The following is a 13931-nucleotide window of genomic DNA, read 5'->3' as shown; positions in this document are numbered from 1 at the left end:
GAATGATTATTTAATCACTAAATAGTATTATGTAAGTAATATTGTATTTGGAGATGAAAGTAATTTATTTTGATTGTTTACATAATTTTCAAGTGATTTTTGTGCTTGTATGTAAGAAAGTAAAGTATCAAATTCATCGGTAGGAAAGGATATTTGACTATTTGGAATAATACTTTTTTCTCCTGTTATATTATCTATATAAGCAATTCTCCCATTATTGTCTAGGATAATAAACCCTTGGCGCGAGACAATTTTTTGTTTAAAGTTTTCATCATCAATTAATACAACTGAACAATATTTATTCCATTTTTGACCAAAATAAATCATTCTCATCAAAAAGTAATCACCTGCTAATTCACGAATTCCGAGTTCTGAATGCATAAACCACGCTCTGGAATCATGGATTTGGTTGTCATAAAGGTCAATGACAAGTGCAACATCTGTTGTTTTGTTCTCATGGTTCAGAACAGGAAGAATTTTTTCAGTATAGAGTATTTGGGCATTTTCTTTTAAATACAAATACTCAGATTCAGGATCTAAATGCATGAGCCCATAAAATTCATCTTGCAATAGGCTATCAACAATTGTGATTATCCATTTACCTTGCAGCGAATGAAAGTCGTCAATGTCATTAAGGTTATCATCATATCGACGCCTAAAACTTAAAGCTGCATCCCATAACTGTCCTCGAGCATTTGTTGCATCATACAAAGGTGTGCCAATTAAAGGCTCCCCATTTTGATTCACTTTAGGTGGAACCCAATCAGGGTTATTCGCGAATTTATCTTCCTCTAATTTTCGGTTTTTTCTGATCATGTCTAAATTATCATTACACGCTTTTTCTTCATTTGAGAGTGCAATATCTATTTTCTTAGCAAAAAGCGGATCCCAGGGGGGAATATTGACATCGCTGTGTTGAGCCGCATGTTGGAAGAAGGTTTGATGTGTAATGTTGTGTGGATTCTGACGAGAACAGGCGAAGCGCGCAATACGCCAAGCTGTCATCCATACCATTTGCTCTTGAATAACATTTTCTAGTGAAAATAGGTTACATTGCGAAGGAGAATATAAGCCTTGTGAAACGGGGTTGGCTGAGTCTGTGATGGTTGTACGCCATGCGTTAAATCTATTAATAAGAATATTATCGAAATCGAACTCATCTTCTGTATCTGGTGTCATTTCTCTAAATGGTTGTTTTTCCATTACATTAGGTGCTAGTGATAGATTAGCTGATAATATTGACAGTGGCGCCCCCGCTTCAAAAGCAGCAGCATACATATCATGTAAAATAATTTGCGAAAGTAATTCACCGTCGGAATCCCGCGCTTTGCCTTGGTCACCTCGCGGGTAGCCCCCTCCAATATCAGAATGCATCCCTGGGTAGACGACTTCTATCGCATTTGTGGGATATGTACCATCAGGGTAGCGAATAGAATCAAGTGAAAAACACTGGCGCTGTTCATGTGCTGCAACAAAATGGCAGCAGCGCTTGACTAATCCAGAACGCGGGATTTCTTGGGTTCCCCCCGCCCAGCCATTGTGACCACTAAATCCAGGAACGAGATTGGCAATACCAACTGCGGGGACAGTATCACAAATGCCCATAAATTCTATCGAAACAGGAAGTTCTAATAATGTGCCTTTCGAAGATAAGGCGGAGGTAGATAAAATTTCATCTAACCAAGTCGCAAAGGTTCGGGCTTCGGCAGCACCACGAGAAAAGCCATAAACGAATAATTTAATGTTTAATAACTGGGGCTTAAAATAATAAACCTTATCCTTAAGTGGCGCTAATAGCGATTCTATTTGTTGTAAGCGGTCTAAACGTGCAGAAAATTTTCCTTGTTGAGCATCTTTATAATTTTTCACTGTTTGCTTACTTGGCATACCTGGTCTAATGGTTATTGCATCCATGACGGCACTGGTATGTGCTATCATGGCTTTGTCTGAATCCATGTTTTTTACTGCGGTTTTCATGGTACCATTAGGAATAAAGCTTTGCGTTAATGTATGTTGTAGGGCATTACAAATTTGTATAAGCGCCCAATTAATTCTGGATTCCCCTCCCGTTGCATATTTAAGGCCATCAGCATAATAGTCATAGGTTCCTATTTCGGGGAAAGGTGTGCCGACTCCAGGCATATAAAAGGAATAAAAACCCTGCTCATTTGCTTCTGTGTTTTGTGGTGTCGTAGCATGAAATAATTTTGCAATATTAGTGGGATGAGCAGGTGTGGCAATATTGGTATCATAAGGCTCATTGTTATTGGTTCCATCAAAAAATAGACTGATATGAAGGCTTTTACAACATCGGTCCTGCTGTAACTGAGTGGCTTGTCGCTGATATAGGCGTTCTTTCGCAACAATTTTTTTGTAATTGGCTTCAATTTGTTTAGGCGTGAGTACGAGCCTTCCTTGCTCTGGAAATTCGGGTGGCACCCAACATGGGGCACCACACTCAACTTTATTCCAACCAGTTATTGCGGGCATGATTGATTCTCCTGTTGATTTATGAGGGCGTTGAATGGATGGTCGGGGTGTTCTATTCCCATGCAGGTTGCGGTAACTTTGACTTGATTGCAGGCAAAAAAATGCACTTGTAACCCGCAAGAGTCACCGTATTCAGGGACCTCAACGATGGCACTGTATTGACGATAATTGGCTTTGTGTTTTTTCATGAAAGTCTTAAATTCATCTGTGCCTAATGGAGGTAGTTTTGCTTTAGGGTTAGGATCGATTTCCCATTCCACTCGAACTTGCATACCCGGCTGCCATTTTTCAGGCAGCATAATGCAACAAGTAAAGCCCCCAACACGACCATAGTAGCCATTGACAGAAAATTTATTGACGGCAATATTTTTATATTGATGGTTGTACCCTAGGAGATTAGCCCCCACATAGTTGACTTTTTCAGGCTTGGGTGGCGTTTTATTGTCGTTAGGTTTTGTGTCTGGAGAGCAGGCTGTTAACAGGACAATCGCCAGCAAGCACATCATTTTTTTCAGTTTATGCGTCATTATTAAGCCCCCCTATGAACTGGGCTCGCGTTCTTCCAAAGAGTTATTGCGGACATGATTGATTCTCCTGTTGATTCATGAGAGCTTTGAATGGGTGGTTGGGGTGTTCTATTCCCATGCAGGTTGCGGTAACTTTGACTTGATTGCAGGCAAAAAAATGTACTTGTAACCCACAAGAGTCACCGTATTCAGGGACCTCAACGATAGCACTGTATTGGCGATAATTGGTCTCGTGTTTTTTCATCCAAATATCAAAGTTTGGGTCGTTAAAACGGGGGATATCTTTAGAATATGGGGAGGGGTCTATTTCCCATTCCACTCGAACTTGCATACCCGGCTGCCATTTTTCAGGCAGCATAATGCAACAAGTAAAACCCCCAACACGACCGTAGTAGCCATTGACAGAAAATTTGTTCACCGCGATCCCCTTAATATGAACATACCCTAGGAGATTAGCCGCGACATAGTTAACTTTTTCGGGCTTGGGTGGCGTCTTATTGTCATTAGGTTTTGTGTCTGGAGAGCAGGCGGTTAATACAATAATAGAGCATACGAATATCAATTTAGATATATTTAGCATTCATAAATACCTTTTTTAGTGGTGGGTTAATGCCATTTAATTCAAAAATTGTGGATGATACTTATTAATATAACTTTCGAAATCTCCGAGGTATTCACTGTTGTTTGCTTCAATAGCTAATGCATAAATGTCAGAAAAAATATCTTCAGCGTTTTTATTTTCAGTAATAGATAAATTGTCATCTATAAATAATGATGCATCACTAATACAGCCTAATCGATTTAGCTGTGTGTCAGTTAGAATGATATTAGGTTGAATATCATCAATAAACTCAATTTTGTGATCACAAACCAACCAGTTGACTTCATTATTTCTATCCATCCAGCCCCAAAGCTTGGCGACTTTACTAAAATAATTTCGTTGTTCTTCATTTAATATATCTTTCATCAATTCAGGAAATATACGGGAGTCATAAAATCGAAAAAGGCATACTTGATTACCATAGCTAGCTTCAGATAGTTTTTGTAAGTATCGTGATAATTTATTGAAATTAATATAAGATAAAAGAGCCAAAAATCGAGGGGTACAAATAAATAATTTAAAAATCTCATGAAGTAATAATTGTTGTTTGGGTTTATCCCATTCAATACGAATAAGAATAGGGGATTGATCAATATAATTTTCTTCTGGAAGGCCCGTAAATAATGAAAACCATTGTAATTGATGGTCAATAGTTTTTAATGCTGGAATTATCGAGGTTTCATAGCCCGCTAAATCTATGATGATATCAATATAATTTAATTGATAACTGAGACTATGTTCTTTTAACTGTTTTATCCAGTAGGTAATTAAATTTTCTTTAGAATTGGCAGTTATATTATTCACGATATATTATTCCTAATGCAGATTCTTGTGCTTTTTTTAAACACTCTTCACACACAGACTTTGGCAAGTCAGGTAATGGGAAATCTTTACCTTGCGGAGCATCCCACACATGTTGGCCTTTTAGACTGATACGACTTGGGCTATGTATTTCTATTTGCCCATCAGGGGAAATATGGATATAGCCACCGCCGCAACCTAAAGTTATACCATTTTTGGCAGTGAGCTGGATATGCCCTTGGGTTGATTGCACTGTGATATCTTTCAGTGCAATCGCATCAAGCTTATCGCCGTGTGATTCTATTTCGAAAGTCCCCTTACCTGAAACGAGACGAACCCCTTCTTTTTGCGAAAGTAATGAAATTTTTTGACTCGCATTCACACTAATGTGTTCACCACTGGCAATGTGCATTTCACCCGTACTTTGAGAATAATGAGCTTGCGCACTTTGCAACAAAATTGATTGTTCAGTAACCAGTCCAATTCCGTCAGTCGCATGTATTAACGCAGCGGGAGCGGCCAAGCTTTCAGTGTTTTTCTGAAGTGCTTTTAAACTGTCCTGCTCAGGAGATACGTTTTTATGCTGTTTGGTGATTTCTCCCCAACTGGTCAATTGATTATTTGCACTTTTTACGAGTGATATTGCGGGAGCCATCGCCAACACATCCCCACCGGCCTTATCCTGCTTATCGGTGGTAATAAACAACCCTTTACCCGCGCGAATTGCGCCCCAGCTATCTGTACGTAACTCAAAACCATCACCGCGCTGTTCGCGCTCGGCGTTGACCAAATGCCCCAAGTTTAACTGGGTTTTTCCGCCATACTCGGTGCTGAGCTTAATATGCTCTTGCCCGCGTTTATCTTCCATGCGCAGTTTGTTATTCGCAGGCGTGCGGATCACATTGCGGGTGTTATTTTTATCCGTAACGTGGTCGGGGTGGCGGGAATCATGCAGTGTGTGGGCAATGTAAGGGCGGTCTGGGTCACCCTCATGGAAGGCGATAGCGACCTCAGTCCCTTGAATCAGTGGGAAATGCATCCCATAAGTATCTCCGGCGTAAGGTTTCGCCAAGCGCACGGGCATACTTTCATAGCCCTTGGTTTTATCATCGCGATCCGCATCGAATTTGACCCAATAAAAGCCGTGTTCATTTTGGTGAGCATAAATGTCGTGGTCTTTTGCGCTGGTGACACGCGCCATTAATGTTCCAGCAATGACAGGACGTGGTTTTAGAGCAGGGCGCCAGCACAGTGATTCAGTGTATGGCACGGCGTCAAAGCGAACAGTCAGCGCTTTATCTCGGCTGGCAGTAAAACGTAGGCGAGTAATTAAAATCGGCGATTTGAATACGCTGGGTAACGTCGAACTGAGCGGGTTATCTTGAATGCTTAATACTAATAATGGCGTCAGGTCTGCTGCGCTACTTTCTCCGCGGAGTAAAGTCTGACGAGCTAAAAAGCGCTCGTGATCGAGTCTTGCCCAAAAGTTAGCGGTTTCGGTTTCAGGGCGAATTTTGTCCCCACGGGTTAGGTGGCGGCCTTTATAGTGATAAACATCGCCGTAGTTGATTTTTTCGCCATCACCGCGGGTCATGTCTGCGACGGCGGAAATCAACGTATCTTCCGCCAGTCGGTGGTTATAGTCTTTGGCAAAAACAGTGCTTTCAACCACTTGATGACGTAAAGATAATCCCCAAACACTGTCAACATGGTTATCGCTCAGCCCTGATGGGCTATTTAATGGCAGCGTTTTGTCATACACATAACCGCGTTGGCTGTCCGTAAAGTGGAGCACCTCGGTTTGGGTATCATCTTGTAAACCAAAGCGGTAAAAAATACCCACTTCACTGAGTAAACGCTCGATAAATTGGCGGTCACTTTCGTTAATTTGGTTGATTTGTTCGCGTTTTGGGTACTCTTTTTCGAGATGAAATTCGAATTCCCAGCCTTTGAAATTATGTTCGCGCAGGATCTGTTCAACCACATCAGGGATGGATTGGTTGATAAAGAAACGGTGGCTGCGAATTTGATGGCGGAGTAGCGCAAAAAAAGGCTCAATAACTAGCTGGTAGCGAGCTTCATCCGCAGAGCCAGAGAGACGACGGAAATCCGTCACTACGCCATGAACGCGCTTGGCAATGCTCGGCTGAGTGGAGAGTCCCATTAAGTTATTTATCGGCGCGGAAAAGGTCAGGCTGGCATTGCGGCGCAATAATTGCTGAGCAGAAAGATCTTGGGCGGAACAGGTAAACGTAATTTGATAGCGATAAGTATCGCTAGCGGCTTCACGCCCGGTAAAATGTTCAACGTCCAGTAAATCTGAGCAGCCTTGCACTTCTAGGCGATAGCGGTTTTGACCTTGAAGGAGGTTTTTGGCTGTATCGAGTAGGCTCATGGATTTATCTCCTCAATATCACTGAAACTCAGGGTGATCCCGTCTTCTTCGCTATACCCCAAAGTCAGGCTTTGCGCTTGCTGGTGGTTAGCTTGGCGCATGAGTAATTGTTGGCTAAGTACCGGTAAAATCTGCTGATTCAGTAGGCTATCAATGTTGCGGGCACCAGTGTCGGGTAATAAACAGGCGCTCACGAGTGTGTCATACAGCGCTTCTTCTATAATGCCTTCAAGTTTGTAGTGGGTGTAAAGACGCTTAATGACGCTACCCAGTTTCATTTCAACAATTTGGCGCAGAGCGACAGAGCCTAATGGGCGATAAATCAATGTTTGGAAACGTGCGAGTAAGGCAGGTTGGAAGTGTTCGCGCAAAGTTGGACGCAGCAGTTCTTGCAGCTCGCCGTCGGTAGATTCAGGGAACTCTTCGAGTTGCTGCATCAACAAATCACTGCCCAAGTTGGCTGTCATTAAGATCACGGTATTACGAAAATCAATTTCACGACCTTCGCCATCGCGCATAAATCCACGGTCGAAAACTTGATAAAACAGATTGAGCACATCGCGGTGGGCTTTTTCCACTTCATCGAGTAACACGACGCTGTAAGGGCGTTTGCGAACGGCTTCCGTTAAAATCCCGCCTTGACCATAACCCACATAACCTGGAGGCGAGCCTTTTAATTGGCTGACGGTATGGGCTTCTTGATACTCGGACATGTTGATGGTAATTAAAGATTTTTCGCCACCAAACAGGACATCAGCCAAGGCTAAGGCGGTTTCAGTTTTACCAATTCCGCTTGGACCCACTAATAAAAATACCCCTTGAGGGCCATTTTCTGAGGCAAGACCCGTGCGAGCAGCACGTAATCGTTGTCCAAGCCCCAGTAATGGGTTTTCTTGACCCACAACGCGTTTACCTAGCGAGTCTTCTAATTCAAGCAGTTCGGTTTGTTCGTCTTTTAAGAGGCTGGATAATGGCACACCCGTCCAGTCGGCGATGACAGTGGCAACGGTTCTGATATCCACATCGGGGGTGATCAGCGGCTCATTTTGTTGAACGAGTTCTAATTGTGATTGGATATCGCTGACATCTTGGGATTGACGGCGCTGTTCTAATAGCTCGCTGATAAGGTTTTTTTCTTGCTCAAAACGCTGTTCTAACTCAGCCAGCTGTATCGCTATTTGGGCATCTTGAGTGACTAATTCGCTCAGTAAGGATTGGTTGGTGGTGTTGCCAATCGCCAAATCATCAAGGATCGCTTGCTGTTCAAGTTCTAATGCATTGCGCTTGGCTTTTAAACGCGTCAATTCTTCAGGGAGCGTATCGAGGCTCATGCGGATACGGGCGCTGGCGGTATCGAGCAAATCCACGGCTTTATCGGGTAGTTGACGACCGGTTAAGTAACGGCGAGATAAGGTGACGGCGGCTTTGACCGCATCATCGGTAATGTGAACACCATGATATTTTGCGTAGCGAGGTTTTAGCCCCCGCAGCATTAAACAGGCTTTTTCATCATCAGGTTCATCGACTTTGACGACTTGGAAACGGCGTTCTAAAGCGGCGTCACGCTCGAAATATTGTTTATATTCAGACCAAGTGGTGGCGGCAATCGTGCGTAATTCACCACGGGCAAGGGCGGGTTTGAGTAAGTTAGCGGCATCAGCGCCACCAGCTTGGTTGCCTGCGCCAATGATGGTATGGGCTTCATCGATAAACAGTAAAATCGGAGTAGGAGATTGTTGTACGGCTTCAATCACGTTTTTTAAGCGCTGTTCAAATTCGCCTTTGACGCCAGCCCCCGCTTGCAGTAGCCCTAAATCTAATGTACGTAATGATGTGGTTTGCAGACTGACAGGAACATTACCTTCAACGATACGTAGGGCTAAGCCTTCCACTAACGCCGTCTTCCCGACACCCGGTTCTCCCACGAGAATGGGGTTGTTTTTGCGACGACGAGAAAGAATATCCACCATTTGACGGATTTCGTCATCACGTCCAAAGACTGGGTCAATCGCGCCTTCGCGTGCTTTTTCGGTCACATCCACCGTAAATTTATTCAGCACGGCCAGTAAGGCTTCATTCAGTGTGTTTCCGATGACATTCGGTGTTGGAGCTTCATTTGTTGATTGCGTTTCAAGTGGAGCTTCTGCCGGCAAAGATTGATTATGCGCCGCAAGTTGCTGAACTTCAGGGCGCTCATCGGATTGCGCATCCAGCATCGGTCTTAAGCGTTGTAATTGTGTGATGCTTAAGGTCATTAATGGCCAAAGGGCGTCGTTCGGAACTAAAGAGGGTTGCTTCACCATCGCCGCAAGAATATGGACGCTGCGAATGTGCTCGATATCCTCATCCAATGAGGCTATCACCCATGCGTTTTGAATTAAGTTTAGGAGTGATTTTGAGAGGGATGGGCGGCTATGGATAGAGCGGGGTAGGCTGTCGATTTCTGTTAACAGGCTTTGCCAAAGTGCAGAAATATCCCATTCATAGCGGCGAGCTAACACGGTGATATCACTTTCTCCTAGCTCAAGCAGCTTGAGTAACCAATGTTCGATGGTGACCTCAGCATGGGCGCGTGTTTGGCACAAGGAAGCTGCTGCCTCTAGTGCATTTGCACAGAAAGGGTTTAGGCGACGCAATAACATAACTGAAGAATTTTCCATGTTCTCTCCCTAGATAATCTGGTGGATATCAATGTGTTTAGGCACGCTACCGCCCCTAACCGTTAACCGAGGTTCATAAGGTGATATTCGCGATGGGAATGCGCGGTTGAAAGCGCGTATAGCTTGTTTAATGGCAAAATGTGTTGTGTGTGAGTGATGTTGCGCAAGGGACGCAAGAAAAAGCAGACGCCGAAACGCCTGCTTGTCTTAATTAAGCGGTAGCACGCTCATTCCAAGAATCGGAATGGATGATGTTGCCGTCTTTGTATGTCCAAGTGATTTTTTCATAGCGCAGCTCAATCTCTTCGAGATGGTTGTGCTTCTCTTTACCTGGATCTTTGATGTCGTGCATTTTTGGAGCGACTTTCACGACTTTGACGTTTTCAAGTTTGGTGTTGAAATATTCGACTTCTTGTCCTGCGTCATCAATGCGATACCATTTGAATTCAGCTTCTTTCAAGGTTTGACCCGTGGTCACAGCCTTGTAAAGATAAGGGCTTGAAGCATCAATTTCTTTAACGAAAATGAATGGCGTATGGATACGAGTACCTGTTAATTTACCGGTATTGTTATCCGTTGGGATGTACAGGTTATGGTCTTGAGCAACCACTTCGATGCTGCCTTCACGGTCTTGTACGTCGACAGAACCTTTAATTTCAGCACCGCCATCATCTTTCAGCCATAAATAAACTGGAATAGCCATAACTACTTCTCCTTTAGTGTGGAATGTGTACCACCATCCATCGATGGTACGGTGTTGACGCCTAATATCTGACAAGCTTCAGCTTGCGGTATCAGGCGAATTTCTACGCGGCGATTGCGAGCTCGTCCGTCAGCGGTGTTGTTGTCGGCAACGGGGTTATTTTGTCCGTATCCCTGCACAGCAAAGCAGGTTGGCGAGATATCGCTGGTTTGGATCATCCAATCACGGACAGACTCTGCGCGTTTTAAAGACAGTTTTTGGTTTTGTTCTGGATTCCCGGTGTTATCGGTATAGCCAGAAACCATAATTAACCAGCCGGGTTTGGCTTTGATATTGAGTAGCGCATCAACTAACACTTTGGTCGCGCCCGTTTTGAGTGTGTATTGTCCAACATCGAATAAGGACAAACTGTCCAAAGTGACGATTTGAGGTGGTGCAGCTGGCGCTTCAGGGGTGATTTCAGGTTGAGAAGGCGCCCAACTCCCTAGCAGAGTATGTAAGTAAGGCAATATTCGATTACCTTGATATAACGCTAATGAGTAAGCACTTGGGATCCCTTCACGCTCCCAACGTGCAAGCTCAGCGGCGTCATCTTGGAGCTGCTGATAAGCGGTTAATTTGGGTGCGAGTGGAACTTCTGAAAGCTGAGAGAAACGAGCAATATCTTCACCAATATGGCGAATGAGTTGCTGGTTATGGTGGTAGCTACCGACTAAAGCACCCACTAAGAAAACCCCAAAAATGAGGCCAATTGCACCGAGGCTTTTTTCCGTCCGGCTTAAGCTAATATCATGATGCAAGCGGCGTAGCATGACATCCGGCAAAGGGAGTAAATCAGTTGTTTGTACTGAGGAGCGCAATGGCAATGTGGTTTTTTCTTGGATGAATTGCTGCCATAAATTGTTCGGCTGGCTCGTGATATCAATCCACTGAATGGCCCATGCTGAAGGGATTTGCTTCGGCGCACCAGCTTGAGGCAGGGTGAATTGAGGCACTAAAACTTGGTTTAGCCAGCTTTGTAAGGTATCTAGCCATAGCGAAAATTGCAGGCTTTGTTCTGATTGTCCGAAATGCGTAGGTAGCCACACGGAGTAAGGGACTGACATCGCACCTTCTTGCTCTACTTGAAATTCAGTTTGGTGGCTGAGTAACGTCATCCAAGGTGTATGTTCATCATCAACATGCATAGCGGTATCAGTATGATGAGGTTTAGAAAGGTATACCGTTACCCAAAATGGCAATTTAGCACCGATTTTTTGACGGCCTTCCCCAATCGCTCGACGCCAGTTGAGTAGCGCTTGTGTCAGGGTTTCTTGTTGGGTAAGTTGCTCAGGTAATACAACGTAAAGTAAGGATAAATGCCCAGATAGTGAAGGGGCATATTCCACCAATGCGGCAATCAGTTTAACGAGCTCAGTGGGTGCGGATACACGAATGTACCAACCTTGACTTGTTTCTCTGTGTAATTGGTCATCAAGGAATAGTGCTTGAGATTGACCGCAGACTAAAATGACAGGCCCCTGATAATTATCAGCCGGAAATGCGCCCGTATAATCATGTTCAGTGGATAGCACTTGGCGTCGCTGTTTATATTGCCAAAACAACATTCCCCCCGTCAGAACTAAGACGAAGACGGAAACAAAAATGGTGACACTTTGCCCTAGAGACCAAAATCCCCAGAGTAGCCACAAAAAAAGCCCCGTAGCAAAAAGCGTCAGACACTGTTTGATTGGATTTTGCATGCCTATCCTTGTGTCATCCACTGTTGTAGTAAATGTTCTAACGATGCACTGAATCCCCACCACATGGCGGCGAGTATGAGGATGCCACCTACCCAACCAAACCAGTAAAGTCTGCGACGGCTAAACCGTAATTTAGGTTTTACGACGAGAGGCAATTCTGAAGTGATCAGATAGTCTGGAAGTTGAACATTGAGTTGAGCGACGATGCGCTCACGTTCTGGCGCCTCTTTTTGGCGAAACTTACCGACAAATCCGAGGGTAAGCACGCGATGAAAACAGAGCAAAACGTCAGGATTCGGGGCGGTTTCATTTAAAATGCTGCGTAGGCGATCCCAAAGTTTGTCTCCCGCTTCTAATGTATTGAAGTAGCGCGCTTGCAAAGGAGATTGGATCCATGTGTTGTAGCCATCATCTTGGTGTTGGCGATTCATCACAGATTCATCAATCAGAGCACATTGAGCGTATTGCATATGTTCAATGGCGGATTCAGGGTAGCCATGTTCGAGCAGTTTTTGACGTGTTTCATCAATGAGTTGGCAAACTCGACGATAAAAACTATCCCCATGAGTGATGGCGGTGCCTTGATGTAATTGACAAACCATCAGCCAAGTTTGGGCGAAGATCATGTCGATAGTATGGTGCGATGTTGTATTGTTCATGAGCGAAGTACCGCAAACAGCTCTAATTGAATGTCACCTAACGTGCTTGGAACATAGAATGCACATTGCCCAGAAGAGAGCATGGCTTGACCCGCAGGTGTTTCAATATCTAGCGCAAAATATTGATTTTCTAAGCGAAGAGGAACCGCCGTTGGGACATGACTGAGCGGTTTCAATGGAATACCATTGAGTGCCACATTAACGACGTCAGCCACATCATCACTACTACCCGCTTTGCAAAGGAGTGGAAATTGAGCGATTAATAAGTGAGCAGGCAATGATGAGCGAACCGATAAGTAAAAATCGGCTTCTTCACGTAATCGACCGTCATGGAGTTGACCTTTCCAGAATGGACCTTCTTTCGCCAGTTCAATGCTAATCACGCGAGAAGGTAAACTGGCTTCAAGCAGTGTATTTAACAAGGCAAAAAGAGGTGGGAAAACGAGCTCTGGCTGCTCATGTTTGTACAGCGGGATATCTTCCAGCTTACTTTCTAAAGAAAAAGTTAATAAGCTGCCCGCTAAACGAGCTAGCTCCCGATAGAGTAATTCAGGATGACGATGTAACGCTGTGCTGAGTTCATTGAGGACAGGCTCGGCACTATTGAGTGAATTCAGTAACCAAAACAGTGAGACATCAGCGACCACAAAGTCGGCCATTTTTTCATTACTTTCACGACGTAGTGCCATTAAACGACGGCGCTTAGCCACTAAACGGTGCATAAACTCAGAAAGTAATGTTCGTAATTCAGCACTTCCCTGGCAGGAAAGTAAGGGGGGAATGAAGTGGTTATCAAATTCCCACATCCCCTGAGCGTTGCGAATAAGGCGTGCAACAGGGCAGGTCATATAGGCTTCATTCTCATCATGAGCGAAACGCAGTGTTGCCACGTGACGTAGCACGGCAATGTCTGTTTGTTCATGCCCTAATAGGTCTTGGACTTTAACCCATTCTTGGCTAAATCGGCGTGGTCGATCGGTTCCTGTTTCGGGAACTAAGTTTCCACCATTGGCTAACATTAAAGGCAGCGCCAGAACGATATCCAATGACTGGCGATCTGCATAATCATTGAGGGACAATACCGGAGGAAGGGCATCAGCTAAGGTTGTGTCAATCAGTGTGCCGTCGTGAAAGCGCACCACGATTTTTTGGGCGCTTACGCGAGAGAGCGTTAATGCACTGACATCAAACTCGGTATTAATGACGCCCCACGTGGAGGCGATACCCATTTGTGCGACGACTTCAGCAACATGACCGTCCCAACGGGCTTGCTGTTGAAATTGCTGAGGGGCCAAAAAGGCCCCGTCTGTCCATAGGGGACGGTAGATTTTCATCCTGAATGACCTTTAATAA

The 13931-nt window shown here is 44.3% G+C and carries 10 protein-coding genes; all 10 read right to left on the bottom strand.

The genetic code is table 11. The features are described from left to right. Nucleotides 1–27: 27 nt before the first annotated feature. A complete protein-coding gene (locus ACY3ZI_RS12475; RefSeq protein ID WP_211885997.1) occupies nt 28–2490 on the bottom strand; it encodes a T6SS phospholipase effector Tle1-like catalytic domain-containing protein in 2463 nt (820 codons plus the stop codon). Further along, the gene (tli1a, locus tag ACY3ZI_RS12470) at nt 2478–3017 is read right to left on the bottom strand and encodes a Tli1a family immunity protein (protein ID WP_211885989.1); all 540 of its coding nucleotides are present in this window, start codon (nt 3015–3017) and stop codon (nt 2478–2480) included. Before tli1a (ACY3ZI_RS12470) ends, ACY3ZI_RS12475 begins: the two co-directional genes overlap by 13 nt. A gap of 43 nt (nt 3018–3060) precedes the next feature. Beyond that, on the bottom strand, nt 3061–3435 hold the full coding sequence (gene tli1a, locus ACY3ZI_RS12465) for a Tli1a family immunity protein (protein WP_487375274.1): 375 nt from the start codon (nt 3433–3435) through the stop codon (nt 3061–3063). Nucleotides 3436–3633: 198 nt separating this feature from the next. Next, complete coding sequence (tla1, locus tag ACY3ZI_RS12460) at nt 3634–4422, bottom strand: toxin Tle1 chaperone Tla1 (RefSeq protein WP_211885985.1); 789 nt, start codon at nt 4420–4422, stop codon at nt 3634–3636. After that, on the bottom strand, nt 4415–6814 hold the full coding sequence (locus ACY3ZI_RS12455) for a type VI secretion system Vgr family protein (protein WP_487375273.1): 2400 nt from the start codon (nt 6812–6814) through the stop codon (nt 4415–4417). The genes tla1 and ACY3ZI_RS12455 overlap by 8 nt, the downstream gene beginning before the upstream one ends. Then, complete coding sequence (gene tssH, locus ACY3ZI_RS12450) at nt 6811–9474, bottom strand: type VI secretion system ATPase TssH (RefSeq protein ID WP_487375272.1); 2664 nt, start codon at nt 9472–9474, stop codon at nt 6811–6813. Before tssH ends, ACY3ZI_RS12455 begins: the two co-directional genes overlap by 4 nt. 211 nt (nt 9475–9685) lie before the next feature. Next, nucleotides 9686–10177 (bottom strand): Hcp family type VI secretion system effector, encoded by a 492-nt coding sequence (locus tag ACY3ZI_RS12445; protein WP_006660409.1) that lies wholly within the window; start codon nt 10175–10177, stop codon nt 9686–9688. 2 nt (nt 10178–10179) lie between these two features. Continuing rightward, nucleotides 10180–11919 (bottom strand): OmpA family protein, encoded by a 1740-nt coding sequence (locus ACY3ZI_RS12440; RefSeq protein WP_487375271.1) that lies wholly within the window; start codon nt 11917–11919, stop codon nt 10180–10182. 2 nt (nt 11920–11921) lie between these two features. Next, nucleotides 11922–12578 carry a type VI secretion system protein TssL, short form gene (gene tssL / locus ACY3ZI_RS12435; RefSeq protein ID WP_487375270.1) on the bottom strand — a complete coding sequence of 219 codons (657 nt, stop codon included), beginning with the start codon at nt 12576–12578 and terminating at the stop codon, nt 11922–11924. Beyond that, nucleotides 12575–13912, bottom strand: a complete 1338-nt coding sequence (gene tssK, locus ACY3ZI_RS12430; RefSeq protein WP_036952981.1) for a type VI secretion system baseplate subunit TssK — start codon at nt 13910–13912, stop codon at nt 12575–12577. Before tssK ends, tssL begins: the two co-directional genes overlap by 4 nt. Between the last annotated feature and the right edge of the window lie 19 nt (nt 13913–13931).

The organism is Providencia sp. LY12 (genome assembly GCF_057621555.1).
This window is presented reverse-complemented; position numbering and strand designations above follow the sequence as displayed.